The sequence below is a fragment of the Mycobacterium sp. 050272 genome (assembly GCF_039023525.1).
Taxonomy (GTDB): Bacteria; Actinomycetota; Actinomycetes; order Mycobacteriales; family Mycobacteriaceae; genus Mycobacterium.
In genome coordinates this window covers 22,344-47,513 of sequence record NZ_JBCHKV010000027.1, presented here as the reverse complement: position 1 = coordinate 47,513, position 25,170 = coordinate 22,344, and the positions used below count along the sequence as shown (strand labels likewise).

General features: G+C 64.5%; 22 protein-coding genes and 2 pseudogenes. 15 read left to right on the top strand and 9 right to left on the bottom strand.

Going from position 1 to position 25,170, the window contains the following annotated elements; genetic code table 11:
• Positions 1-94: 94 nt before the first annotated feature.
• Positions 95-283 (top strand): annotated as a pseudogene (locus AAHS21_RS29795) (hypothetical protein); the annotation flags it as partial.
• Here the strand turns inward: AAHS21_RS29795 and AAHS21_RS29790 are convergent.
• Together AAHS21_RS29790 and AAHS21_RS29785 are read right to left on the bottom strand one after the other, a co-directional pair.
• Positions 231-1,028, bottom strand: coding sequence for an SDR family oxidoreductase (locus AAHS21_RS29790; protein WP_342930974.1), 798 nt, complete (start codon positions 1,026-1,028; stop codon positions 231-233). The pseudogene AAHS21_RS29795 and the gene AAHS21_RS29790 overlap by 53 nt on opposite strands.
• A 27-nt stretch (positions 1,029-1,055) precedes the next feature.
• On the bottom strand, positions 1,056-1,883 hold the full coding sequence (locus AAHS21_RS29785) for a mycofactocin-coupled SDR family oxidoreductase (RefSeq protein ID WP_342930973.1): 828 nt from the start codon (positions 1,881-1,883) through the stop codon (positions 1,056-1,058).
• Positions 1,884-2,121: 238 nt separating this feature from the next.
• Here AAHS21_RS29785 and AAHS21_RS29780 point away from each other — a divergent pair, with 238 nt between their 5' ends.
• From AAHS21_RS29780 to AAHS21_RS29750, 7 genes are all read left to right on the top strand, one after another.
• Positions 2,122-3,174 (top strand): spirocyclase AveC family protein, encoded by a 1,053-nt coding sequence (locus tag AAHS21_RS29780; protein ID WP_342930972.1) that lies wholly within the window; start codon positions 2,122-2,124, stop codon positions 3,172-3,174.
• A gap of 157 nt (positions 3,175-3,331) precedes the next feature.
• Positions 3,332-3,697 (top strand): hypothetical protein, encoded by a 366-nt coding sequence (locus tag AAHS21_RS29775; RefSeq protein ID WP_342930971.1) that lies wholly within the window; start codon positions 3,332-3,334, stop codon positions 3,695-3,697.
• Positions 3,697-4,305: a nitroreductase family protein gene (locus AAHS21_RS29770; protein WP_342930970.1), complete on the top strand. Its 609-nt coding sequence runs from the start codon at positions 3,697-3,699 to the stop codon at positions 4,303-4,305. The genes AAHS21_RS29775 and AAHS21_RS29770 overlap by 1 nt, the downstream gene beginning before the upstream one ends.
• A gap of 30 nt (positions 4,306-4,335) precedes the next feature.
• Positions 4,336-6,480, top strand: coding sequence for an acyl-CoA dehydrogenase (locus AAHS21_RS29765; protein ID WP_342930969.1), 2,145 nt, complete (start codon positions 4,336-4,338; stop codon positions 6,478-6,480).
• A gap of 15 nt (positions 6,481-6,495) precedes the next feature.
• On the top strand, positions 6,496-7,632 hold the full coding sequence (locus AAHS21_RS29760; protein WP_342930968.1) for a nonspecific lipid-transfer protein: 1,137 nt from the start codon (positions 6,496-6,498) through the stop codon (positions 7,630-7,632).
• On the top strand, positions 7,629-8,048 hold the full coding sequence (locus AAHS21_RS29755; RefSeq protein WP_342930967.1) for an OB-fold domain-containing protein: 420 nt from the start codon (positions 7,629-7,631) through the stop codon (positions 8,046-8,048). The genes AAHS21_RS29760 and AAHS21_RS29755 overlap by 4 nt, the downstream gene beginning before the upstream one ends.
• A gap of 10 nt (positions 8,049-8,058) precedes the next feature.
• A complete protein-coding gene (locus AAHS21_RS29750; RefSeq protein WP_342930966.1) occupies positions 8,059-8,880 on the top strand; it encodes a mycofactocin-coupled SDR family oxidoreductase in 822 nt (273 codons plus the stop codon).
• A gap of 37 nt (positions 8,881-8,917) precedes the next feature.
• On the opposite strand, the gene AAHS21_RS29745 is transcribed toward AAHS21_RS29750, so the two are convergent.
• Positions 8,918-10,036, bottom strand: coding sequence for a phosphotransferase (locus AAHS21_RS29745; protein WP_342930965.1), 1,119 nt, complete (start codon positions 10,034-10,036; stop codon positions 8,918-8,920).
• A 174-nt stretch (positions 10,037-10,210) separates the two neighbouring features.
• Between AAHS21_RS29745 and AAHS21_RS29740 the strand changes: the two genes are divergently transcribed.
• Positions 10,211-10,603, top strand: coding sequence for a hypothetical protein (locus AAHS21_RS29740; protein WP_342930964.1), 393 nt, complete (start codon positions 10,211-10,213; stop codon positions 10,601-10,603).
• A 12-nt stretch (positions 10,604-10,615) separates the two neighbouring features.
• Here the strand turns inward: AAHS21_RS29740 and AAHS21_RS29735 are convergent, their stop codons facing one another.
• The 3 genes from AAHS21_RS29735 to AAHS21_RS29725 all read right to left on the bottom strand — a co-directional run bounded on the left by AAHS21_RS29735 (position 10,616) and on the right by AAHS21_RS29725 (position 12,459).
• On the bottom strand, positions 10,616-11,233 hold the full coding sequence (locus AAHS21_RS29735) for a TetR/AcrR family transcriptional regulator (RefSeq protein WP_342930963.1): 618 nt from the start codon (positions 11,231-11,233) through the stop codon (positions 10,616-10,618).
• A 372-nt stretch (positions 11,234-11,605) separates the two neighbouring features.
• Positions 11,606-11,917 carry a hypothetical protein gene (locus AAHS21_RS29730; protein WP_342930962.1) on the bottom strand — a complete coding sequence of 104 codons (312 nt, stop codon included), beginning with the start codon at positions 11,915-11,917 and terminating at the stop codon, positions 11,606-11,608.
• A 38-nt stretch (positions 11,918-11,955) separates the two neighbouring features.
• Positions 11,956-12,459 carry a hypothetical protein gene (locus tag AAHS21_RS29725; RefSeq protein WP_085242806.1) on the bottom strand — a complete coding sequence of 168 codons (504 nt, stop codon included), beginning with the start codon at positions 12,457-12,459 and terminating at the stop codon, positions 11,956-11,958.
• A 294-nt stretch (positions 12,460-12,753) separates the two neighbouring features.
• Between AAHS21_RS29725 and AAHS21_RS29720 the strand changes: the two genes are divergently transcribed.
• Positions 12,754-13,623 (top strand): alpha/beta fold hydrolase, encoded by an 870-nt coding sequence (locus AAHS21_RS29720; protein ID WP_342930961.1) that lies wholly within the window; start codon positions 12,754-12,756, stop codon positions 13,621-13,623.
• A gap of 266 nt (positions 13,624-13,889) precedes the next feature.
• Here AAHS21_RS29720 and AAHS21_RS29715 read toward each other — a convergent pair whose 3' ends face one another.
• Complete coding sequence (locus tag AAHS21_RS29715; protein WP_342930960.1) at positions 13,890-17,366, bottom strand: indolepyruvate ferredoxin oxidoreductase family protein; 3,477 nt, start codon at positions 17,364-17,366, stop codon at positions 13,890-13,892.
• Positions 17,367-17,523: 157 nt separating this feature from the next.
• Here AAHS21_RS29715 and AAHS21_RS29710 point away from each other — a divergent pair.
• The 4 genes and pseudogenes from AAHS21_RS29710 to AAHS21_RS29695 form a co-directional block, all read left to right on the top strand.
• A pseudogene (locus AAHS21_RS29710) lies at positions 17,524-18,015 on the top strand (Lrp/AsnC family transcriptional regulator); the annotation flags it as partial.
• Positions 18,016-18,749: 734 nt separating this feature from the next.
• Positions 18,750-19,904, top strand: coding sequence for an acyl-CoA dehydrogenase family protein (locus AAHS21_RS29705; RefSeq protein ID WP_342930959.1), 1,155 nt, complete (start codon positions 18,750-18,752; stop codon positions 19,902-19,904).
• A 541-nt stretch (positions 19,905-20,445) separates the two neighbouring features.
• Complete coding sequence (locus tag AAHS21_RS29700; protein WP_342930958.1) at positions 20,446-21,255, top strand: alpha/beta hydrolase; 810 nt, start codon at positions 20,446-20,448, stop codon at positions 21,253-21,255.
• The gene (locus AAHS21_RS29695) at positions 21,233-21,925 is read left to right on the top strand and encodes a helix-turn-helix domain-containing protein (protein ID WP_342930957.1); all 693 of its coding nucleotides are present in this window, start codon (positions 21,233-21,235) and stop codon (positions 21,923-21,925) included. The genes AAHS21_RS29700 and AAHS21_RS29695 overlap by 23 nt, the downstream gene beginning before the upstream one ends.
• Before the next feature lie 24 nt (positions 21,926-21,949).
• Here the strand turns inward: AAHS21_RS29695 and AAHS21_RS29690 are convergent, their stop codons facing one another.
• Both AAHS21_RS29690 and AAHS21_RS29685 read right to left on the bottom strand, forming a co-directional pair.
• Positions 21,950-23,161: a CoA transferase gene (locus AAHS21_RS29690; protein ID WP_342930975.1), complete on the bottom strand. Its 1,212-nt coding sequence runs from the start codon at positions 23,159-23,161 to the stop codon at positions 21,950-21,952.
• A 54-nt stretch (positions 23,162-23,215) separates the two neighbouring features.
• The gene (locus AAHS21_RS29685) at positions 23,216-23,977 is read right to left on the bottom strand and encodes an SDR family oxidoreductase (protein ID WP_342930956.1); all 762 of its coding nucleotides are present in this window, start codon (positions 23,975-23,977) and stop codon (positions 23,216-23,218) included.
• Positions 23,978-24,153: 176 nt separating this feature from the next.
• On the opposite strand from AAHS21_RS29685, the gene AAHS21_RS29680 reads away from it, so the two are divergent.
• Positions 24,154-25,155: a dihydrodipicolinate synthase family protein gene (locus tag AAHS21_RS29680; RefSeq protein ID WP_342930955.1), complete on the top strand. Its 1,002-nt coding sequence runs from the start codon at positions 24,154-24,156 to the stop codon at positions 25,153-25,155.
• The last annotated feature ends 15 nt before the right edge of the window (positions 25,156-25,170 follow it).

The following is a 25,170-nucleotide window of genomic DNA, read 5'->3' as shown; positions in this document are numbered from 1 at the left end:
GGGCGGTTGACCCCGATCGAATACGAAGCAATCATGACCACACCGGCCAGTCAGGCCGCGTGACCGAAACTGTCACCTGATCGTGCAGCAGACCCAGGAGCTGGTCGCGTGGCTGCGGGAACCCTTGGCGCACCACAAGTGTCCGCGGTCGATCTCGTTCGAGGCGCAGCTGCCGCGCACCAGTGCCGGCAAGCTGTACAAGGGCGAGCTGGTCAGGAGAACGGCGCTGTCTAGAACGCTGACCGGTGCAGGCCACCGTCGACTTCGATCCAGTTTCCGGTGATGTAGCCCGCCGGCTCGGAACAGAGATAGGCGATAAGGGAAGCGATCTCATGCGGCTTGCCCATCCGCGCCGCCGGCACTCGGGCCTTGGCGAGCATGAACTCGCGTCGTTGTTCCTCGGTGCCGGCCCCCAGATTCTTGTCGATGTAGTCGATCGCATTGTCAGTTTCGATCCAGCCCGGCGCAACGGTATTCACGGTAACGCCGTAACGGGCGTACTCGTCGGACACCGTCTTGAGCAGACCGATCGTCGACGGGCGACTGGTGTTGGCGACCGCATGATGGATGTTGCCGGCCGGCTCCTTCGCGGTGGCCGAACCGACGTGGACGAACCGGCCCCATCCAGCGTCCCGCATGCCTGGCAGCACAGCCCGGAGAAGGAAGATCTGGCTCATCGTGTGCAGTTCGAATGACTCGCGATAGCAGTTGACGTCGGTGATGTCGCCGAAGTCGCCGGGCCGCTGGTACTTAGCCTGGCCCACGACGATGACCGGCGGCCCCCACTCCGTACGAACCTCACGGACCGCGTCGTCCACCTCGTCCTGATGGCTGACGTCGGCCGTGATGCCCGTTGCGGTGCCGCCCCGCGCGCGGATCGCATCGACCGCGGCGTCGATGTCGGCTCTGGTGCGGGCGAGTACGGCCACTCGACAGCCTTCGGCGGCAAGAATTTTCGCGACCTCAAAGCCGATACCCTTGCTGCCGCCGACGACCAGTGCGGGCTTGCCGGTGATGCCGTAGTCCACGTCTGTGCCTCGATAAACCGGGACAGGCTAGCGCCGCACGTCCATTCCTGCGTCCACCTTGAGCAGGCTTCCGGTGAACGACCGCCCAGCGTCGGAGATCAAGAACAGGATCGCGTTACTGACGTCCTTGGGCTCGATCATGGGAAGGTCCGGCAGCGCCGTCTGCATTGCGTTGACCAGGTGAGGGTTGTCCTCGATGACCTTGAACAAGGCGGGGTTCTCGGTGATCATGGGCGTCGCGCAGTTCGTTGGAGCGACGGCGTTGACCCGGATGCGATGCGGTGCAAGCATATTCGCGTATGCGCGGACCAGGCCGGTGATCGCCAGCTTGGACATCAGGTAGGCGTCGGAGCCGCCGCGACCGTCGGTGAGATCCAGCAGGGCAGCCATCGAGCTGGTCGCTACAAGGTTGCCGCCCTGGTCCCGTTCTTTGAGATGGGGGATCGCGACCTGGAAGGTGTTCCAGACGCCGATCAACATGATGTCGATGCCGAGACGAAGCGCTTCGGAGGCGTCACGTTCGTCGGGGTTGGTCAGGATCACCCCGGCGTTCGCGATGACGGTGTCGATATGGCCGAAATGCTGCACGCCCGCGTCGAACGCTCCCTGCAGAGCGGCCTTGTCGCGAACGTCGGCGGTACGGAAGAGCATCTCCTGTCCGGTCTTGTCGACCAAGCGCGCGGTCTCCTCCAACTCTTCGGCCGTTCCCAGCTTGTAGGGCACCACGTCGAGGTCTTCACAGATGTCGACACCGACGATGTTCGCGCCCGCCTCTGCGCACATCACTGCGTGCGAACGGCCCTGGCCGCGTGCGGCACCGGTGATGAATACGACCCGACCATCGAGTACCGCCATGCCCTGTCCTCTCGTCGACTCTTGATGATTTGGGGACGCGCGTTCAGACGCATGGCGGACCGGATGCGGTCAGCCGTCCCGCGATTGGATGTTACGCGCAAGCCCTGAAACCATACAACTATTTCTATAATTCGCAGGTAAGTGACAACTGACGATGTGAAGGAAACGTCCATTGATTTGGTGACAGTTGACTGTCATCTTTGGGTTGGGTGTCAATGCGCCAAAGGAGACGTAAACGGTGACAGATAGGAAGAGTCCCGGCGTTGTCGACCACGTCGAGCCGACAGTAGCGCAACCCGCGAAGGTCAAAACCATTCGGCCAGTGCTGTTTTGGTCGAGCATGGGGGCCATCTGTGTTGTCTTCGCCGCGTACGTCTACACAGCCTGGATCGTTTCCGGCGACGCGACACCGGTCGAACCCGACCCCGATCCGATCCCGGCGGGCACGCGGGTCGCCATCGCCGCCTTCCAGATCGCCTGCCCAATCCTCGCGGTGGCCGCCATCGGTTACGTCGTCTGGAAGAGTCTGCGCGAGCGGCGTCAACTGTGTGTGGAGGCAGCCGTCGTGATTGGGTCGGCGATCGCCTGGTGGCACGACCCACTGATCAACTGGCTGCAGCCCGTGCTGTTCTACAACGCCGGGCTGGTGAACTTCGGCAACTGGACAGAGAACATCCCGGGCTGGCTGAGCCCGGATGGGCGGCTGATGGCAGAGCCGGTGCTGGTGATCGGGATGATCTACATCTGGATGCCGCTGGCCATGGGCGTGGTCGGTCGCTGGGCGATGGGGCGAGCCCGGCGCCGATGGCCGACCCTGGGACCGGTCCGCACGTTCTGTTGTGGGTGGCTGGCAGTGTTCGCGATCGAGTTCCCGATGGAGATCTTCGCCGTACGTCATGGTGTGGTGGCATATCCGGCGTCCATCCCGGGGATGACGATGTGGGCCGGAACCATTCATCAATTGCCGCTCTACGGTCCGATTTTGTGGTCGCTGGTACTGACGTCCAGCGGTGGGTTGATGTTCTTCAGGAACAAGCAAGGCCGGATCCGCGTCGAGGGCGGCGTGGACACCCTCCGGTGGGCGGGGCCGCGAATGAAGTCGGTATTGCGGGTGTTGGCAGTCACCGGATTCCTGCACGTGGTGGCGATCGGGGTCTACGACGCGCCGATCAGCCTGACCGCACTGTACGCCGGACCGACGGACACTTACCCGACCTATCTGCGCACGCAATTCTGCGGCCCGGGTACGCCACGGGCGTGCCCGGATGGCACGCGGTTCAACGACCGGTAGCAGCGCCTAGTCCAGCACTGCTCGCCGTGCGGCAATCTGTTGCCGGATGAGGTCGTCCAGCCCGCGCCGATACCGGCACCGCGCGTTGACTGTGACAGTCCACTGTCATAATGTGACCTCGACGCGCTGGACCAGCCCACTCAGAAAGGCGTGACCTGTGGCCGAGAACCTTTTTCTTGTGCTCACCAACCCTGTGCAGGGCCAAGACGAGGCCTTCAACACCTGGTACGACACCCAGCATGTGCCCGAGGTTCTCGACGTGCCCGGCGTGGTGGCCGCGCAGCGCTACGACCTCTGCGAGGTCACCGTCCCCGAGGACGAGGACCTCCCGGCGCAGTTGCCGCCGCCGACGCACCGCTACCTGGTGATCTACGAACTGGACCGCGACCCTGACACCGTAATGTCAGAGTTCCTGAAACGCGTCATGGCCGGCAAGCTGTCGCTGCACGAGACGCTGGACCTCACCACCATCTCGCTGACGGGCTGGAAACCTCGGGGCCAACGTCGGGTTGCTGATCAATAGTGGGTGACCTGTTGGCCATCATGCACGCCCAGCGTGCCTGCCGGCGATTCGACCCCAACGCCGATGTGCCCGACTCCGATATCGAGCAGATCCTTCAGGCCGCGGTGCACGCCCCCAGTGCCGAGAACACGCAGCCCTGGGCATTCGTGGTGGTCCGCGACCAGAAGACGCGGTCGCTGCTCGCCGACTGGTGGACCGAGACGTGGAACGCCGGCGGGGGCGACTTTATCCGGAGCAGCCTCGACGATAAGGCGCTGATCGCCGACCTCGAATACGGCTTCAACCGGGGAGGATTCGCAGCGGCCCCGGTCGTCGTCGCGGTCTGCGTGGACACCGAACGCGTTGCCGAGATCTACGCGCCGTCGTCGATCTACCCGGCGGTGCAGAACCTGCTGCTGGCCGCGGCGGACCTGGGCTACGGTTCCTGCTTGACCACCGGACTGACGACGTTCGGCGTCGACCGCGTCCGCGAACTGCTGGGACTGCCGGGCACCCTGCTGCCGATGGCGGCTGTCTACCTCGGCGTGCCCGCGAAAAAGCTGTCACCACCGCGTCGCCGGCCCGCGGCCTCGGTGACGTTCCGGGAGCGGTACGGCAACACCTGGTGACGACCGAGTGACGAGAATGGAGCGCTGCCAATGCCTTTGGCGATAACCGAAGATCACCGCGCGCTGGCCGACGTGGCCAAGGCGATGGTGGCCGGGCGCGCGGGGACGGAGTGCGCCCGCCGCATCCTGCTCGACGCCCCGGCCGGCGGCCGTTGGTGGCTCGATGACGGGTTGTGGAAAGAGATCGTTTCCACCGGCTGGCTGGGCCTGCACATCGGGGAGCGATTCGGCGGCCAGGGCTATGGGCTGCCCGAGCTGACCATTGTCCTGGAGCAACTTGGCCGCGCGGCGATCGGCGGACCGTTCCTGCCGACGGTGGTCGTGTCGTCGGTGATCGCCGAGGCCGGCACCGAAGAGCAGCGCGAGCGGTGGCTGCCGCGCCTGGTGTCCGGTGAGCTGGTGGCAGGCATCGGCACGAGCAGCGACGCGGTCCGAACGGATTCTGCGATCTCGGCCGACGCCGTCGCCGCCCTGGCCGAACCCGACGCCGATGTCTTCCTCGTCCCGGTGGGAGACGACCTGATACTGGTTGAGGCCGACGAATTCGTCACTGCTCGCCGCACCGACTCCGTCGATCTGTTGATGCGGCCGGTTACCATCCTGAGGTTGTCGTCGGCGCCCATCGCCGACGTGTTCCCGGGCGCCGCCGGGGCGGCGACCCGGATGGTGCGCCTGCTCGCCGCCGCAGAGGCCGTCGGCGGCCTGGCGGCGTGCACCGAGATGGCGACGACCTATGCGGCCGCGCGCGAGCAGTTCGGCCGGCCGATCGGCTCGTTCCAGGCCGTCAAGCATCACTGTGCGAACATGCTGGTCGACACGGAGCTGGCGGTGGCGGTCACCTGGGATGCCGCCCGGGCGTGCGGGCCGGAAGCCGAGCTGGCCGTCACGATGGCGGCCGGTCACGTGCTGCCCGCCTACCAGCGGGTGGCGCTGCAGAACGTGCAGGTGCACGGGGGTATCGGCTACACCTGGGAGCACGACGCGCACCTCTACGTCCGGCGGGCGACGGTGTTGCTGGCCTTTGTCGACGGTCCGGAGGCGTTGCGCGACAAGGTCACCGAACTGCAGAGCCGCGGGCTGCGGCGGCGTCACACTGTGGACCTGCCACCCGAGGCCGAGCAGTACCGGCGGGCCGCAGAGGAATTCCGTGACGCGCTTAGGCGAACCGACACCGCCGAAAAGCCCAAGCTATGGGCCCGCAGCGGTTACCTGGTCCCGCACTGGCCCCAGCCGTATGGACGGGCCGCCGATTCCGTGGAGCAACTCGTGATCGAGGAGGTGCTCGACGGCCTCGACAAGACGGACCTGGGACTCGGCGGATGGGTGGTGCCCACGTTGCTGCAGCACGGCAGCGCCGAACAGATCGAGCGGCTGATCTGGCCGAGCCTGGAAGGCGAGCTGCGGTGGTGCCAGTTGTTCAGCGAGCCCGGTGCCGGTTCGGATGCCGCCGCGGTGGCGACCAAAGCCACGAGGGTCGACGACGGCTGGCGGGTGACCGGCCAGAAGGTGTGGACCAGTGACGCGATGAACTGCCAGCGGGGGCTGGCCACCGTGCGCACCGATCCGAATGTGCCCAAGCACCAAGGCATCACGGCCATCATCATCGACCTCGCCGCACCGGGCATCCAGATCCGCCCACTCAAAGAAATTACCGGCGAAACGCTGTTCAACGAAGTGTTCTTCGACGACGTCTTCGTGCCCGACCGTGACGTGGTCGGCGCCGTCAACGCCGGTTGGAGTGTGGCGATGGCAACGTTCGGCAACGAACGGGTGTCCATCGGCGGTGGTTCGGTGACCATCGTCGCCGACGAGTTGGTCGATCTGTTGGCGCGTTACCGCGCCGGCGACCAGGGCCTGGCGCGAGAGGTCGGAGCACTGCTCATCGAGGCGTATTCGCTTGCGGCCCTTAACCTGCGGCAGGCCGCACGGGCCGTCTTCGATACCGGTCCCGGGATAGAGGGCAACATCGCCAAGCTTTTCGGTGCCGAACACGCCCAACGCGTCGCGGAACTGGCGCTTCGCATCGCCGGCCGGGCCGTTTTCACCGGCGCTGAGGGCAACATCGCGCACGACTATCTGTTTAGCCGGTGCCTGACGATAGCCGGCGGAACGTCGGAGATCGTGCGCAACCTGATCGCCGAACGCATTCTGTGTCTGCCGCGTGAACCGAAGTAGATCGGAGAATCCTCGATGACCTGTGCCATCGCCGGAATCGGACGCACCACCTACACCCGCAAGTCCGGCCGCACCACCCGGGGCATGGCCGTGGCCGCATGCCGGGAGGCGATCGCCGACGCCGGGCTGACACCGGCCGACATCGACGGGATCTGTACCTACATGGTCAACGATTCCGAGCAGCCGATATTCGTTGGATGGGCGCTCGGCATCGACGAATTAGCCTGGGCCAACGCCATGTACGGCGGCGGCAACCTGGTGGCCGACCAGATCGCCACCGCCGCAGCTGTGATCGAGGCGGGCATGTGCCAAGCTGTGCTCGTCTACCGATCGCTCAACGGCCGCTCGGGATACCGCTTCGGCCATATCGAGGGGCCGCTGCAGGTGCAGCACGACGACCAGTTCGACACCGTCTCGGGGTTCATGGTGCCGCCGCAGTGGTTCGCCATGTGGGCCCGCCGACACCAGCACGAGTACGGCTCGACGTGCGAGGACCTCGGCCAGATCGTGATCACGCAGCGCAAACACGCCGGCCCTAACGAACACGCGCTGCGCCGCGAACCGCTCACCATGGACGACTATCTGGGTGCTCGTTGGATCAACGAACCGTTCCGGGTGCTGGACTGCACGTCCGAAGTCGACGGCGCGGTGGCGATCTTGATCACCCGCGAGGACATCGCGCGCAGTGCCAAGCAGCCACCAGTGTGGTTGGTCGGATCGTCGAACTCCCAAAGCGGGGCGGGCTGGACAGAATGGGACGATCCCACCGAAATGTATGCGCGCACAGCCGGTCCGAAGATCTGGGACAAGACCGGACTGAGTCCGTCAGACATGGACGTCGCGTGCATGTACGACTGCTTCAGCTACACCGTCATGGCGACGATGGAGGGCTACGGCTTCTGCGAGAAAGGTGAAGTCGGGAAGTTCTTCTCCACCGGGCGCGCGACCTACGGCGGCGACGTGGTGGTCAATCCGCACGGCGGCCTGCTGTCCGAGGGCTACATCCACGGGCTGAACCACCATTACGAGGCGGCGCTGCAACTGCGCCACGCCGCGGGTGCACGCCAGGTGGACAATGCGCAACTCGCGCTGGTGACCGCCGGTGGCGGGCCCTTCGGCGGGGCGAACGTCTACAGCAAGGAGCGTCCGTGAAGAGTCCCGCACTGGCGGCACCTGTTCCGGTGCCCGACCCCGACTCAGCGCCCTTCTGGGAAGGCCTGAAGAACGGCAAGTTGATGCTGTGCCGCTGCGACGATACCGGGAAGTGGATACATCCGCCGTTGGAACGCAGCCGATACACCGGTGGCCCCGTCCATTTCGAGGAGGTCAGCGGTGACGGCACGATCTTCAGCTACATCGTCGTCCGCCAGGCCCTCGTTCCGGGCCGCGTGCCGCCTTACGTCGTCGGGCTCGTCGAACTGGCCGAGCAGCCGGGCCTCCGGATCAACGCCGTCATCGATGCCGATCCGGCCGATGTCCGGATCGGCCAGCCGGTAGAGCTGCGCATCGTCGATCTCGGGGAAAGCGGTTACCGCATACCCCAATTCGTTATTGGGTATCCAGCATAGGGAGCAGCGCATGGGCAGAATGGACGGTTGCGTCGCCTTCATCACCGGAGCCGGCAAGGGCCAGGGGCGCTCCCACGCGGTGCGATTGGCCGAGGAGGGTGCCGACATCGTCGGTGTCGACATCTGCCGCCAACTCGACGGCGTGCTGTATGCGATGGCCACACCGGAAGACCTCGACGAGACCGTCAACCTGGTGGAGAAGACCGGTCGGCGGATGATCGCCCGCCAGGCTGACGTCCGCGACCGCAAAGCACTGCAGGCCGCCTTTGATGACGGGGTCGCGGAATTCGGCTACATCGACACGGTGGTGGCCAACGCGGGGATCCTGTTGAACCGGGTGGACGAACCCGACCCCGAGGCGGCGTGGGAACTCGGCATCGGCGTGCTGCTCACCGGTGTCTGGAATACCCTGCAGATCGCCAGCGCCCACATGATGAAGTCCGACCGTGGCGGCGCCATTGTCGCCACCAGTTCGATGGCGGGTCTGAAGGCCCTGACGGACGGCAGCGGCGGCGCGGACGCCTACGCCGCGGCCAAAATCGGCGTCACCGGACTGGTACGGGCCTACGCCCAGCGCCTGGCAGCTAAGAACATCCGTGTCATGGCGATCGCACCGACCGGCGTCAACACCTCCATGATCGTGGAGAACCCAGCACTGTTCAAGGTGATCGCCCAGAACGAGCATCTTGCCAAGGCGATGGCCAATGCCCTGCCGGTCACGGTGATCGAACCGGCCGACGTCTCGGAAACGGTGTTGTTCCTGGTATCGGACAGTGGCCGCTACTACACCGGCACAACGCTGATGCTCGACGCCGGCATGAACATGACCTGAGGCGGGCTAGTGCTAGTGCTGGTCTGGCGCCGCGGGATCAGCTCAACAGCTTGCCGGTGCCCAGGTCGCAATAGGCCTCGGCGAAGCGGCCAAGCACCGCGTTGACGACCTCCACCGAATACATCTGGTCGGGCGCGATCGCCCACATGCAGAAGCCCCAGGCGGGGCTCTGGCGATACGCGGTCCACATCGCTTCGCGGTCGGGTACCGAGGTGACACCGGCGCCGAGCAGCCGGCCGCGGTAATTGTCCAGCAGCTCGCGCTCGTGGGCCCGCCGAAGCTCAGGCGACAGCGCGCCGATCAACGCATAGCCGACGTCGTGTGACCACGAGCCGCGCCGAGCCAGCTGCCAGTCAAGGACGCCCATCCGCCCGTCGGGCAACGCATAGGTGTTGCGTGGATGTGGGTCGCCGTGCAGCAGCGTAATCGGGTCGCGGGCCACCCGCTCCTGGAGTCTCCAGAACGCCGCCTCCATTCCATCCATGTCAGTGCCCGCGGCATCGAGCAGCGCCGTCTTGTACGGGGCCTCGATAAGGCCGCGGATAATCGCAAAACCGTTGCTGCGCAGGAAGTCTGCGAATCCTCCGGTGACGGGATGCTGCAGCCACGACAGGTCGCCGCCGTCGGCCAGCCGCGGGCTGCCCCAGAACGGGGCATGCACTCGGCTCAACGTTGCCAGCAGCGCGTCGACCTGCTCGACGGAAAGCCCGGCTACCGCGTCGGGGACTTGCGCGCCGCGCAAGGTGATGTCCTCTCCGATAATGAGAAACTGCGATGGCCCGTCCAGATGCTCGGCGAAGTACGTCGTCATGGTCTCGACGTCCAGGTCCGGACGAAGGTCACGGTAGAACCTGGTCTCGTCGTCGTACAGCACGGTCCCGCCACCCCCTTCGGATAGCGATTCGTCGAAGGCCTCCGGCAGTTCGTGCACTGTGCTCAATTGCGTTTTGACGAAGAGTCGCTGCGGAAGCCGGGTATTTGGATCCGCATAATTCACATCGAGGTGCAAGTGCGAAGTGGTGCCCTGCCAGGTGTGCCCAACCGTGACGCCGGTTACCGCCACGTCCGGGTCGTGTCGGCGCAAAAGCGATGTCAAAACATCGGGCGTCACGTCATCGGCTGACTGAAGCATGACTCGCAGGGCTTGGCCGGTCATCGCAATCCTCATCGTCGAGCTCAAGAATGACAGTCGACTGTCACGTTATCACCGAAGCGGAGGAAAGGAGCCGGTTTGGCGCCCCTGCTTAGAACGGTTGACTCAGCGTTGACCCGTAATTGGGTATCTGTCTTGAGGGTCCAGAGTCCACTGATGGTTTGGACGCTGTAGTTGATGGCGTCGCCGCTGCGGCGTCATTGGCGGAGCATTTGTCAGTCTTCGAGCGGCGATGACGTGTTCGACGCGGGCTCTGATGCGGCGATAAGTGCGGTAGAGGTCATTGCGGATGATGCGGCCGGTCTTGTCGCGCCGCGGCGCAGTGATCGACGTGATGCCGCGGTAGCTGCCGTCGCCGAGGACGACACGGCCGTCACGAAGCTGTGTCACAGTGTGACGGGCTACCACGACGTCGTTGCGGTTACCGGGCCAGCAGCGGTCCACGACAACGACCCGGTGGGCTTGGGCGCAGATGAATTCGCCCTTGCTTGCCGAGCAGATCGTCGCAAACCGATGCTGAACGGGGAAACGATCGGACCCAACGGTGCGCTGCGGATGGCGCCCCGCTAACCGCGGTGAAGGTCAGCTGGCCTTCGCGCGTGGTCGCCGCTTGGCTCGCTTAGTGGTCGCCGCCGGCGGCACGACGCGAAACAACGCCTTGATCATGGTGGGCACCTCGTCGGAGCGGTCACCGGGCAGGAACAGCATCGACATAACGCTGCGCAAGAACAGCTCACCGAGCTGGCGCTTCGTCAACGCCCCACTGAGTACCAGCGGCGATTCGTCGGCGGCCGGACCCAACGCCGCGGTGACCGCGTCGACGAGTTTCGGGAATGTCTCGCGAATGAACCACAACGTGAAATCGGGTGCTACATCGAGCATCCGGCCGAAATTCCCACCGGCGGCGCGGTTGGCGATGATGGTGTCCAACACCACCTGGACACGGGCGGCAGGGTCGGGGTTGGCCTCGATCGCAGCCGCAAACGCGCCGGCAACCCCGTCTTCGAAATACCGGCCCAGCGTGGCCAATACATCGTCTTTGCTGGTGAAGTAGCGGTAGAAGGTGCCGCGGGCGACACCAGAGGATTCGCAGATGTCACTCACCGAAAGCTTGTGTATCCCTTGCCGGGTGATCGCCTTCATCGTGCCGGCCACGATTTTCTCGACGGTCTTCTCCGACCGCTGATCACTTCCGGCCATGTGTCATTTCACCTCGTTAGCAAGCCACTCAGCCACGGAATGGCGCCACGATTGCTGCGTCTCTGTGACCGACTGGAACAACCTGATCACTTGATGTGCTACTTGTCTAAGTATGGCTCATGCCGCATCAATATCTGGGACCGGCGCGTGCCGATGTGAGCAAACCGACGTTCACCGCGTGACCTGCCCCACCTGTGCAGGCAGGAATGGCAGCCTCAGGTCACTCGCTCTCCCACGGTATTGCGGAGTAGCCCGATACCCTCGATTTCCGTCTCGGCGACCTCGCCAGGTTGCAGGAATCGGCCGTCCTTACGGCCGACACCGGCGGTCGTCCCGGCGAAGAGCAGGTCACCGCAACGCAACTCGACGCGCTCATTGACGCAGCTGATCAGTTCGGGCAAGGACCCCGCCAATAGTGTGTTGGGCCACACCGCCGATCGACAACGCCAACGCGTCCGCGTTGGTGGTGAGTAGTGCCGGCACAGCACAGCCGTCCGTGACGTCGAGGGCGGTCAAATACTCTGCGGTAGCGACCGCCTTGCCGATCAGCTCCCGGCCCGTGACGGACCCGAACGCGTCGGCCACGGCCGGCCAGTCGCTGCCGGCATGGACGTCGCTGATCCGTTCCAGCCACCTGATGCGCGTTCCAGGAGGGATCAAGCACGACAGATCCAGCCCGGTCATACGTCGGCCCACACCGGGAGGTAGACCCAGATCCTTTGTCAAACCTCGGAATCCCAGCTTGTCACCGAGGATGTGAAGCTGCCGCCGAGCTTGGCAACGATCCACGGTGGGAGGCGCTTTGGCATTGGCGTCGGCACTATGCGGGCGCCGCGTTCCTTCAGCAGAGCTTCGTAGGCCGTGGTGTCCCCGTTGAACGGCGGCCCCTCACCAGCGATGAATCCGTATAACTCACAGCCTTCCGGGCCGGCCTCCCATGGGCCGAATACATCGCCCCACTCGAGCATGATGTGAGTGCCCGGCCCGCAGACCACGTCACCGCAGCGAAGCTCACCCGACAGGATGAAGTTGCTGTGATCGCCGGTGTGGCCATGTCGGGGTGAGATGGCTCCCGGATCCCACTTGTTCCAGAACGCGAAATATCGCGGCGACATCTCGATCCACTTCTCCCAGATCGACGCCGTGCGACCGTCGTCGAATTCGTACCGCAGCATCTCCTCGGCCGGAACGTCGTCGAGGTGTTTGATCGACGGACCACCCCTCATAGCCGCACCACCTTTCATGCCTCGCGGGCTGCACAGATCGTCCGGTCGTGACACAATCTGTCAAGAATGTTATCGGAGGGGCGGATTCGGCCCGGTATCCGATGGGATGCGCCTGATGAACATCGTCGTCGGCTACGAGGGTGAACTCGGACTGTTTTTCACCGCCGACCGCGACGCGCTCCCCGATCCGTGGCACTACAAGCAGTGCATACGCGACGCATTCAACAGCTTGCGCGCTGTGGCGCGCTCACATCAACCAGTCCGGTCAGTCCGCAAACACCCGAAGGGGACCTCATGACAACACGCCAGCCGGCAGTTCCCGGGCGGCCGGCCGTCGGGTACATGCGTCTGCGACGGCAACTGCTGGAGCTCAGGGCTCCGATGGAGGCGGCGGCTTATGTCCTCACGCGGTCGATTCTGTCGAGGCTGCACTCTGCGGGCGAGCCACACGCGGTTCTCGTGTTGCCGGGCGGCATGGGCGGCGACGGATCCACCGCCCACCTGCGGTGGGGTGTTAGCGGGCAAGGGTATTCGGTTCACGGCTGGAACCAGGGCCGCAACCTCGGACTCGACCAGACGCAGTTGGCGGGCCTGCGGGGCCGGGTCGACGACCTGTACGCCCTGCACGACACCCCCATCACCGTCCTCGGCTGGAGTCTGGGTGGTATCTACGCCCGCATGCTCGCCCGGGAGCGGCCCGAACGAATACGTCAGGTGATCACGCTGGGCAGCCCATTCCGGATGCTCGCCCACGACCAGTTCGCGCACAGACCCTTTGGGCGCCAAAACTGGGAGCGATTCGTTGCACGGCACTGCGCAGAGCTTGACCTGTTGACGGTGCAGGAGCACGAACGTCCCCCACTGACGGTGCCCGCGACGGCAGTGTACAGCCGCAACGACGGCTTCGCCCCCTGGCACTTGAGCATCGACGAGACCGGCCCCAACGCCGGTAATCCGTGCGCCGAGAACGTCGAGGTCCGCAGCAGCCATATCGGCCTGGCGTCGAACCCCGCCGTGTTGGCCGTCATCCTTGACCGCCTCGCCCAACCCCGGGGTCAGTGGAGGCCGTTCAAGCCGATACCGTCCATGCAGCCGTTGTATCCGCCGCCTGCGACCTGGATTCATCCGGATCAGCGGCCAACCCGCAAAGACAAACAACGGTGACTGTTCCAGGCCAGTAGCCGCCGACCTGCGTAGACACCAACAGGCAGCAACAGCCGTCGTCCTGATAGCCGGGCGCTTTGGGCGGCGTCCAACTCGACACGAGCCCTTAGCGAGCTCGGCGCAGGATGACGACTCTGGTCGGCTCCCTGGACGTCGCGCGCGCGGCTAACGCGGCTCTTTTTCGGGCGGGACAGGGCATTTGTATGGGGGTTGGCCAAGTTCCTGCGTGGTCTGGGTATGTGTCGCGCAGGTTCCGGAGACACCCGTCACGGCAACAACGGTGGGGGATCGATTCCGAGTTCGCCCAGCCGTGTGAAATAGCGCTCCAGATTGTGCATCTTCACTTCTTCGTACCCGCGGATCAATTCGGGGGCGCGAGCAATGGCCACGGCCCTGCCGTAGTTCTCGGCGGTGAGCGACGACAAGAGTTCGAGGATGGTTGTCTCGTAATGTGCGGCGAGTCGACGCTCCAGGCGTCGCATCCGCGTGTGACCGAACGGGTCGAGAACCGTGCCCCGGAGGAACTTGCCCTTCGCCAACAGCCGCAACAGGAAGTGTGTGCGGGGCCCCAGGCTGATCTTCTTGCGGCGCCCGAGCGCCTTCAGCAGCGGCGGATGCAGCTTGTAGGTTAGCTTTCCCCCGCCTGGGACCTGACTTTGGACGAAGTGCCGGAAGTCGGAGTCGGTCAGCATCCGCGCTACCTCGTACTCGTCCTTGTAGGCGAGAAGTTTGAAGAAGTACGTGACCACCGCCTCGGAGAGTTCGGTGCGATCAGTGACTCCGCGTTCTCGATTCCACACCTGCTGTACCACGTTGACCAACCGCGCCGCGGTGCCACTGCTTTGGTAGGCAACAAGGTCCGCGGTGCGGCGTGCCAATGTGTCGCGGGTCGTGTCCATCACCGCGCACGAGTCGAGCAGGTGGCTGGGTATCTTGACGTTGCGTCGGGGCGGCCGTCCCGACGGGGCGGTGGCGCCCTGAAAGGCCTCGGGGTTGTCCACCGCGACGCGTCCCCACCGGAACGCGGTCTGATTGGCCTGTACCGCGACACCGTTGATGGCGATCGCCTCTTCGATCGCCCTGGCGCTGATGGGGATCGCGCCGAGCTGATAGGCGGCGCCGACCAGCAGAAAGTTGGCCGGTGTCGTGCTGCCGAACAGCTGCTCGGCGGCGCCGAGCGCGTCGAACGAAATCAGCGAGCGGGTGTGCACATCGAGCCGGGACAACAGGGCGTCGGTGGCCGGATAGCCTATGGCGCTGTTGTAAACCATGTCACCGGTTGGGGTCTGACTGGTCGAAGCGACGGCGATCGTGCGGTCCGGGCTGCCGTAGCCGACGTTCTCTGCGTCGACAGCGGTGAGAAGGTCAAACGCGAGAACGCAGTCGGCCGAGGCCGGGCTGATGCGGTTGGACGACTCAACGGCCTCGTTGCTCAGCCGCAGGTGCGATGTCACCGGACCCGCCTTCTGGCTCAGGCCGGTCTGGTCGAGCCCCTCGACGTGTAATCCGTTGCGCAGAGCCGCCATCGCAAGCACTTGGTTGACGGTCACGATCCCGGTCCCGCCGATGCCGGCCAGAAAGATGTTGTAGACACCGTTGATGTCAATTCGCTTCGGATCGCCGACCGTCGGCGGCGACGGAGCCTGCGGCGGCGCCGTTGCGGCGCGTGACCGCGGCAGTTCCACCGTCACGAACGACGGGCAGTTACCGTCCAGGCACGAGTAGTCCGTGTTGCAGGTGCTCTGGTCGATCTGCGTTTTTCGCCCCAGCTCCGTCTCGATCGGTTGCACCGACAGGCAATTGCTTTTCACGCCGCAGTCGCCACAGCCCTCGCAGACCGCCTCGTTGATCACGACGCGGGTCCTGCGCTCGGGCAACTTGCCGCGCTTGCGTTTGCGACGGGCCTCGGCCGCGCACTGCTGGTCGTAGATCAGCGCGGTGACCCCCTTGGTGTCCCGCAGGAGTCGCTGCGCCTCGTCGAGGCGATCACGGTCCCAGACCAGAACGCCTTTGGCGAACGATGCACCCTTGTGCCGCTTGGGCTCGTCGGCGCAAACGATCACCTTGGTGACACCGTCAGCGACGAGCTTGTGTGTCAGCTCAGGCACCGTCAGTCCGCCCTCGACCTCTTGTGCGCCGGTCATCGCGACCGCGGAGTTGTACAGGATCTTGTAGGTGATATTGACTCCCGCGGCCACGCAGGCCTGCACTGCCAGCTGGCCGGAATGGAAATACGTTCCGTCGCCGACGTTTTGGAAGATATGCTCGACATCGGTGAAGGGGGACTGGCCGATCCACTGCGCGCCCTCGCCGCCCATCTGGGTAAGCCCGGTGACCTGGGAGTCGGTGCGCGAGGACATCGTCACCAGGGTGTGACATCCGATACCGCCGCCGGCCAACGAGCCTTCCGGGACGGCGGTGGAGCGGTTGTGCGGACAGCCCGAGCAGAAGTACGCGGTGCGCTTGGTGGGCAGCACGGTCAACTCGAGGCTGGGCGGTGGTGGAGCGGCCAGAGCCACTCGTCCCTTGAGGACCGTGCGTAGCGGGCCGGTCAAACGGGCGGCGGTCAATTGCCCGTTCGGCGGAATCAGGGTGTGTCCGTCGGGGCCGCGCTTACCTAGAACCTGCGGCGCGTCGCTGCGTCCATACAGGATGTCCTTGACCTGAAGTTCGACGAACGCGGTCTTGTCTTCGACGACGAGCACCTGCTCGACGCCACGGGCCAGGCGGCGCACTTTGTCGGCGCCCAGCGGGTAGGGCATACCGACCCGCAGGATCCGAATTCCGTTGCGTGCGAGGTCGTCTTCGGTCAGGTCCAGGACGGAAAGGGCTTCGCGGACCGAGTCGTACGCGGTGCCGACGGCCACGATTCCGAGCCACGCATGAGCCGGATCCACCTCGATGGTGTCGATCTCGTTGGCGGCGTTGAAGGCCTCGACCATCGCCCAGCGGGGCCCATATAGATCGGCCTCGGCCAGCACACTGTCCGGTGGTGCGGCAGGTATGTGCTGCCGATACGACCAGGGCCGGCCTTCCCACTCGATCGTCGGAACCGTGATGCCGAAGTCGGTGAAATCGCTGTCCAGAGTCCAGACGCCGTCGGCCACGTCGGCCACGATCTTTAGCGCGGGCCAGCATCCCGTTGCGCGGGACAACGCGATGCCGTAGAGGCCGAATGCGACGATCTCTTCGGCATTGCGGGGAAAGAAGATGGGCATGGACAGCGCCGCCAGCGAGCGCTCACTCGCCACGGGGACGCTGGACGATTTCGCCGCCGGGTCGTCGCCGACTAGGGCTAGCGCTCCGCCGCCCGGGTTCGCGCCGTACATGACAGCATGGCGCAGTGCATCGCTGGCACGGTCCAGGCCGGGGCCCTTGCCGTACCAGACGCCCACGACGCCGTCGTGGGAGCGGGTACCGGTGGGCAGTTCGAGCTGGCTTCCCCACACCGATGTCGCGGCGAGCTCTTCATTCACACCAGGGACCAGGCGCACGTCGTGTTCCGACGCCAGTTCGGGCAGGCTCGCCAGCAGTTGGTCAAGCCCGGCTAGCGGGCTGCCCTGGTAACCCGAGACAAGAGTGGCAACCCGCCGACCCGCGCGGGCATCGCGTTCGTGTTGCTCGACTACCTGCCGTGCGATGGCCTGGACACCGGTAAGTAGCACCGGACCGGAGTGCGGGCGATACCGGGCAGCGAGGTTGGAGTCGATGACCACCGACTCGACGGTCTGCGTTGTCGTCATAGCGTTTCACCGCCCATCGGTTCAGTTGTCACCACACAGCAGGTGATTCGGATGTATACATAACTGTGGCTCTGATGGATAATCGGGTCAACTAATCTCGTATCAACTATTCAGAATGGTCAGCCAGCGGGCTGCGTCACGTTTTGGGGTGAGTGAATTGGTCAGCATCGATCGACTTGATGCCGAGTTGCTCGAGACGCTTACTAGCGATGCGCGCGTGGGTGTGGTGGAGCTGGCATCGAAGCTAGGGATCTCCCGAAACACCGTGCAGTCGCGACTGAAGCGGATGGAAGAGGGCGGATTACTCACCGGTTACCGACCCGAACTCGATCTGGCCCGGGCGGGGATATCGACCCAGGCATTCATTGGCCTCGAAATACAGCAGGGTCGACTCGCGTCGATCGTGGCGGCCCTTGCCGCCATGCCTCACGTGCTGGAGGTCCACGCCACGACTGGTCGCGAAGACTTCCTGGTCCGCGTCGCGACGCAGACGCAGGCCGAGTTGCAGGAGCTCATTGAGCAGATCCTGTTGATACCAGGGGTAGTTCACTCCACAACGACATTGGCGTTGACCACACCGTTGCCCTACCGGACGGTGCCGCTACTCAAAGACGTCACAAGCGGCTCGGGCTGGGGACGTTCGACTCCCGCACAGAGGGCAGTAACCCCACGTCGACCAGCGTATGCGCGCACCGACGGCAGCCTAGCCAACGGACGACCGGCTAAGGAACGGGGTGCCGACCGTCGACGTTGACATCGAACATCGCTGCGTTGCCGAAGTTGTCGCTGAACCCTTCTTTGGCTTGTGATCCCAGACATAACCCACCTAGTAAGCGATTAGAAGAGTGTCCACGGCATTGCGGCAGTCGACTGCCATCGGGCGTGTAGCAGCGGGATCAGGGCCGGGCGTTGGCGACCCTCCTTAGGGAATCGTTGAGTTGAGTACACGTCGACATACCGGCCAGTTCCATGCGCACCCCGAAAATGCAACTCGCCCAACGTCATACCCGTAATGCGGGTGGCGCTGCCGACGGCGCCGGGGGCATTCCTGCAAGGTAGATCTTGGGTGTCACACGCGAGTAGGTCGACGCCGCTGTTCGGGTCCACAGTCGCACCAGGGGGCGACCCCCGTGATGGTTCGACGGCTTGGGTTAGTGCCGCAGCACGGTACGAGGCTGAGCCCCTCTAGATGGCAAAGGTTCAGCAGGTCGATCAGGGGGAAATCATGTTGACGAGCTAAGCATGTATGCTGCGCTTGCCAATAGGCGGCGGCACAACGCCCCGCGTTCATTCAATCGAAGTAGGCGCCGTCATTCGCGCGGGCCTTGGCTGCGCCCACATGGCCGTACAGCTCCTGGTACATACCGCAGCGGAAGGGGATCGATGATTGCGGCACTAACCGATGAAGAGTCCATGCTGGTCGACACGGTGCGGGCGTTCATCGACCGTGAGGTCAGGCCGACCGTGCGCGAGGTAGAGCACGCCAACGAATATCCGGAGCCCTGGATCGAGCAGATGAAGCGCATCGGCATCTATGGGCTGGCGATCCCGGAGGAGTATGGCGGGTCGCCGGTGTCGATGCCGTGCTACGTGGAAGTCACCCAGGAGCTCGCGCGTGGGTGGATGAGCCTCGCCGGGGCGATGGGCGGCCACACCGTCGTCGCGAAACTGCTGACACTGTTCGGCACAGAGGAGCAAAAGCAGAACTATTTGCTAGCGATGGCGACGGGCCAGATTCGCGCGACGATGGCGCTGACCGAGCCGGGGGGCGGCTCGGATCTGCAGAATATGACAACCACCGCCCTTCGCGACGGTGACGAGTTAGTGGTCAACGGATCCAAGACCTGGATCAGTAATGCCCGCCGGTCCGAGCTGATCGCGCTGCTCTGCAAGACCGACCCGAACGCGACGCCGCGCCACAAGGGCATCTCCATCGTCCTGATTGAGCACGGCTCGGGCGTGATCGTGTCACGCGATCTGCCCAAACTCGGCTATAAAGGCGTTGAAGCCTGCGAGCTCACCTTCGACCACTGCCGCGTGGCGGCGTCGGCCGTGCTGGGCGGCGAGCCGGGTCGAGGCTTTTCGCAGATGATGAAAGGCCTAGAGACCGGCCGCATTCAGGTGGCAGCGCGCGCGCTCGGAGTCGCAACGGCGGCGCTCGAGGACGCGCTCGCCTATGCACAGCAACGGGAGAGCTTCGGCCAACCGATCTGGAGGCACCAGGCTGTCGGCAACTACCTGGCCGACATGGCGACCAAGCTCACCGCCGCTCGCCAGCTCACTCGATATGCCGCCGAGCGGTACGACAGCGGCGAACGCGCCGACATGGAGGCCGGCATGGCAAAGCTGTTCGCGTCCGAGGTCGCGATGGAGATCGCGCTGAACGCGGTGCGCATCCACGGCGGCTACGGCTATTCGACGGAGTTTGATGTCGAGCGCTATTTTCGCGATGCGCCGCTGATGATCGTCGGCGAGGGCACCAACGAAATCCAGCGCAACGTGATCGCCAGCCAGCTCGTCGCGCGCGGCCGCTGTTGACGAAACGGAACCCGCCGGGTTAGCACGACTAAGGATGCAGCCGATTCCATTGCGAGCGCCCCACGCAGTTGGGGTCGACGGCGCGCTGCGCGAACTCGATGAAGCGATCACCGGAGCCGTAAGCACCGACGCGGGCTCCGGGGAACAAACTCCCAGGCGTGTCGGGTCCGCAGTCGTCGCGACCGGCCGGCACGGCGTTGAGGTGAGCCCACGGAGGGGTTGGTAGTGGGGCTGAAAGGTCGTTGCCCGGATTTTGAGTTCGTTGGCCGACTTTGATCCTGCCGTGCGTGCGAATCCGAGGTATCGGTTCGCATGGCGATCGAGGATCCTCCGATCCGGCCAGGCCATAGTTGTTGGCAATGGTCACGGCGTCGTGTGCATCGCTTTAGCGTGCTAATCTCACCGATAGCACGGACCACTATCATCATAGTAGAACATTATGATCAGTTAGATAGACCTTGGTGGGCGTTGTCAGAATACGTTAGGTGAAACAGCCTGCTGAAGGTCCGGTGTTGGCCGTCAGAAAGAGAACGATATGGGCGTGAAGGAAGTGATCACTGATCTGGTGGGCGGAAGCCGCCCGCGCACCTATAAGCGTGATGGCCTGACATTGGGATACTCGGTCGTGGGCGATGGTGAGCCTATCCTGTTCGTCCATGGTGCGACGGCTACAGGGGAGTTCGAGTGGGGTCGGCTCGCGGCCACGATGGCGTCCGATTATCAATGCGTCCTGCCCGATTTGCGCGGTCACGGCCGATCAGAATTCCGCGAGTCGGGCGACATGGGGCAGGCCATTTGCGCGGATCTGGGGCATCTCATCGAGCACTTGGGCCTCGACCACCCCCACGTAGTGGGATTTTCTTACGGTGCCGAGATCTCGCTCATGCTTGAACTATCAGCACCCGGCACCGCACGATCTCTGGTGCTGGTAAGTCCCGGCACCGGCCGCCCCAGCGACTACCGGGCTCCGCGTCTCGAGCACCTGTACCGCACCTGGCCGTTCGCGTTGCGCCGCCTGCACGAGACGCACCATGGACCAGAGCACTGGCGTCAGCTGGTGACTGCGTTGCATGTGGATAGTGTCGGCCGGTCCGAACTTTCAGTGGAAGCGCTGGGTGGTGTCGGCTGTCCCGTGTTGCTGGCGGCCGGTGCCCAGGACGAGCCGACACGGCGGGCCCAGGGGCGGCGGTTCGCCGAGGTCAACGCTTTGGCGCGGTACGTAGAACTCGACGGCGCGGCACACGCCGTGCACCATAAATGCCCCGATAGGTTTGCCGAGGTCATCAGTGCCTTCCTGGCTGAAGTCGACAGTGAGAGAGCGGGGAGCCATGGCGCGACAGAAGACAGCTGAGCGCAAACCGGCCGGTGCGGAGCCGGTAGAGGAGTACGTGCCGAGTTGGCAGCAAGACAGTGTCGACCGATCGCTGCGCAATGCGATCGAACGCGCGCGCAAGCGCAGCGACCGCTTCGTTGAGGCTGCCGTTGAACTGCTGTCTGAACGCGACGAGAGTGACTTCTCGATCCAGGACGTGGTGGAGCGGTCCAATCAGTCGCAGCGCACGTTCTACACCTTCTTCGACAGCAAAGACAGCCTGATGCTGGCCGTCTACGAGACGATCCTGCGTAAGACCGCGATGCCGATGTTGCGGGAACGCTGCGAGGGCATTGAGGATCCGGTGCTGCGGCTTCGGGCGCTGCTGGACGCTTTGTCCGAGATAACCCAAATGCCGGCGCGATTGGCTCGGGGGTTGAGCGTTCTGCACCTGCGGCTTGCCGAGACACGGCCAAACGACCTCGCCGGCGCAGTGGAACCCCTGCACGCCTTCATCGTCGAACTGCTTACCGCGGTGGCTAATTCGGGCCGGCTACGGGAGGACCTCGGGCTGCACACGCAAGCGGCGCTGCTGCAGGAGTTGCTGCTCGCCTCAACGCACTCCCGGGTGCTGACGGGTGGCAGCCAGACCAGCGTCGACGATCTGTGGGCGTTCTGTTCGGCCGCGATATTGCGTCGCGAAGACTGAAACCCGACGCTTCGCCGCACGATTTCAGGTCACGGCACCGGCGATCTTGAGGCTGATTAGCTCGTCGTCCGTTTTTCCGAGTTCGCGCAGGATTTCGTCGGTGTGTTCGGCGAACTGCGGTGCGCGGGTCAGACTGGCTGGCGTCTCATCGAACTGCACCGGGTTAGCCACCAGTTCGCGTCGCGCGCCGTCGACGTCGAGAACTTCGGCGATCATTCCGTTGGCCCGCAGTGCGGGGTCGTGCCCCACCTCCCAGGGATCCTGCGCGACGCCCCATTGCCCCTCCATGTCGCCGAACTGCGTCATACACTGCGACAGCGTCCAGCTGGCAATCTTGTTCTGAAGAATCTCGGCTGCCTCCGCCGCGTTGCCCATGATCGCGTCGACGGTCGCGAATCGCCGGTCAGTGACCAGATCCTCGCGACCGATGCGCCGACAGAACTCGGGCCAATAGCGTCCGGGTTGCAACATCGCCAGCACGATCCACCGATTGTCGGCGGTCCGGTAATTGCCCACCAGAGGATTCGTGCGAGCCGACCTGCTGCTCGGCTCGCGCTCCGGCGGCCCGCCGGTCAGCAGTGCGAAGCCGACGGACAGGGCGTTGGCCCAGGCGCCCACGCCGAGCAGGGAGACGTCGACCACCGACGTTTCACCGGTTCGTTCGCGCGCTAGGAGCGCCGCGGCGATGCCTCCGGCTATGGTCATCCCGCCGAGCGAGTCCCCATACGCACCGGCGGGCATCTTGCACAGGCCATCGAACTCCATCGGGGTGGTTCCGAGCGCGGAGCCGCCCCGGGCCCAGAAGGCGGTGCTGTCATAACCGCCTTTCTCGCTGTCGGGGCCATTGCTGCCAAACCCCGAACCGCGGACATAGATGATGTCCGCGTTGACCTTGCGTACGTCGTCGAGCTCGATGCCGAGCTTTCGGCGAGCCCTGGGCAGGAAGTTTGTCAGGAATACGTCGCTGGTTCGGATCAAGTCATGCAGGACGTCCAATGCCTCGGGCCGCTCCAGCGCGAGGCCGATGCTGCGCTTTCCGCGGTTGGGGTGCTCCATCAGGGGCGCGAAGGAGCCGGTGCCGACCGGCATGTCCATCACTGCACTGAGGCCGCGTTGGGCGTCGCCCGTCTCCGCGTGCTCGACTTTGATCACGTCGGCGCCCCAATCTGCGAGAACCGCGCCGGCGGACGGGACAAACGTGAATTGGGCAACCTCCAGGACCCGCACGCCCACCATGGGTTGGATCACAACGGCCTCCTGCCTAAGTCGTTTGGGGTGAAGTAATCTCGGTCAGCTGCTCGCCGGACGGACGTGAATCACGTCTGTCATCAGCTCGCGCGGGTGGCCCACAACGTCGTAGAGGACGCCGGCCACCACCGGCGGGGTCAGCAGTTTGGTTCCGCTCATCCGCGTCAGGTAGCCATCGGCTTCCCAGAGCGGCCAGGCCCGCTCCAGATCGCCGGGTCCGAAGTTCTCATGGATTCCTGTATCGGCGACGGCGCCCAAGACAAATAGGGTCACCCGGATCGAGTCTCGGCGCAGTTCCTTGTTCATCGCCTTGGTGAAGCCGCTGAGGCCGTGCTTGGTAGCGGCGTACAGAGTCATCATCGGCATGTCGTCGAGGGTGATTTCCGAGGAGATGTTGATGATGTCGCCGCCCCCGGCCGCACGCAGCAGCGGAATGGCCGCGCGGGTGGTGTAGATCGCGGCGACCAGGTTGGTGTTCACGGTCACCGCGATGTCCTCGTCGCTGGCTTCCTCTATCAGCCGGATCCGACTGGCGCCGGCCGAGTTGATCAGCACGTCCACCCGACCGAACTGCGCCGCCACCTGCTCGAATGCGGCGCAGACATCGGCGCTGCACGTCACGTCGGTGACGATCGGGACGGCGTTGACGCCGATGGCTTCGGCAACCTCGTCAAGCAACAGCTTGCGACGGGCCAGCAACACCACCGTCGCGCCGTCCCGAGCAAACCGTTGAGCCGTCGCTCTGCCTACGCCCATCGAGGCACCGGAGACCACCACCACCTTGCCCTCGGCGCTGTAAGACATCTGGGCCTCGATTCCTTTTGTGTCGAGTACAGCACCGAGTGAAAGTCAGGGCTGCCGTTTTCGCGCATGACACGTTGCGCATCACGCACATGCCGTTCTACCATGGCGCGCACATAGTAGTCATCACGTTCGCCCCAGAACTCGTGCCGGCGACCATCTGAGAAGGAGCGCGACTCGTGGCCACGCCTGTGACCGGTAAAGAAGCCAAGGAGTGGGCCACGCAGCATTTGTGGGGCAATTGCAGCTCGCTGTACACCCCGTTCGCTGGCACCGACGGCGATGACATCGACTACGACGCATTGCGTGCGCTGGTGCGTCACTGCCTGGTGGACCTCGAACAGGATGGGATCTGGCTTGCTGGTGGGATCGGCGAGTTCTGGTCGCTGACCACCGAGGAGCTCAAGTCGGTGGTTGCCGTCGCCACTCAGGAGGCGCGCAAGGTCAAGCCGGGCGCGCTGGTACAGGTCATGTCGAGTACCGACACCGCCAAGCAATGCGTTGAACTCACCTTGCACGCCCAAGAACTCGGGGTCGACATCTGCTACATCCTGACCCCGTACTTCGAGTGTTCCGGCAAGCCCGGCGTGTTGCGGTACCTGCGGTATGTCGCCGACCGTACCGACATGCCGCTGGGATTCTTCAATTCGCACTCCACGGGACTGGTGCTGACCCCGAGCGAATGCGTTGAGCTATACCGAGAGATCCCGGCGCTGTGCGGGCTTAAGAATGGGTTGCTCGACGCGCAACATAGTCTGGCGGTACACCGGCTCGCGCCAGAAATGGTGCTGTGGGAGGCCGACGACGAGGCCGGCATCCGTCTCGGCATACCGCATCCGGGCGCGCTGGGTTCCGCACTGTACCTCTACGAAAAGCCGGGACTTCTGCTGTTCTCAGAGTGGCGTGCCCTTCTGGTGGCCCGCGACTTCGAACGGGCTGAGAAGTTCGCCTCCGAGACCGGGCTGGCGGATATGAAGGCCGCCAGCCGGCGCTACCAGGCGCACCCGGCCCGGCCGGGCGTGTTCACGCACTGGGGCGCGGGATTCAAGTTCGGCGCCAGCCTGCTCGGCCTTCCGGTGGGCGACTATCCCCATTCACGACCGCCGCAGACCGCGTTCCCCGACGAGCTCAAGGGCCCGATCCGAAGCGCCTATGCCGCGTCCGGGTTCATCAAGTCCTGAGAAACGGAGCGTTGC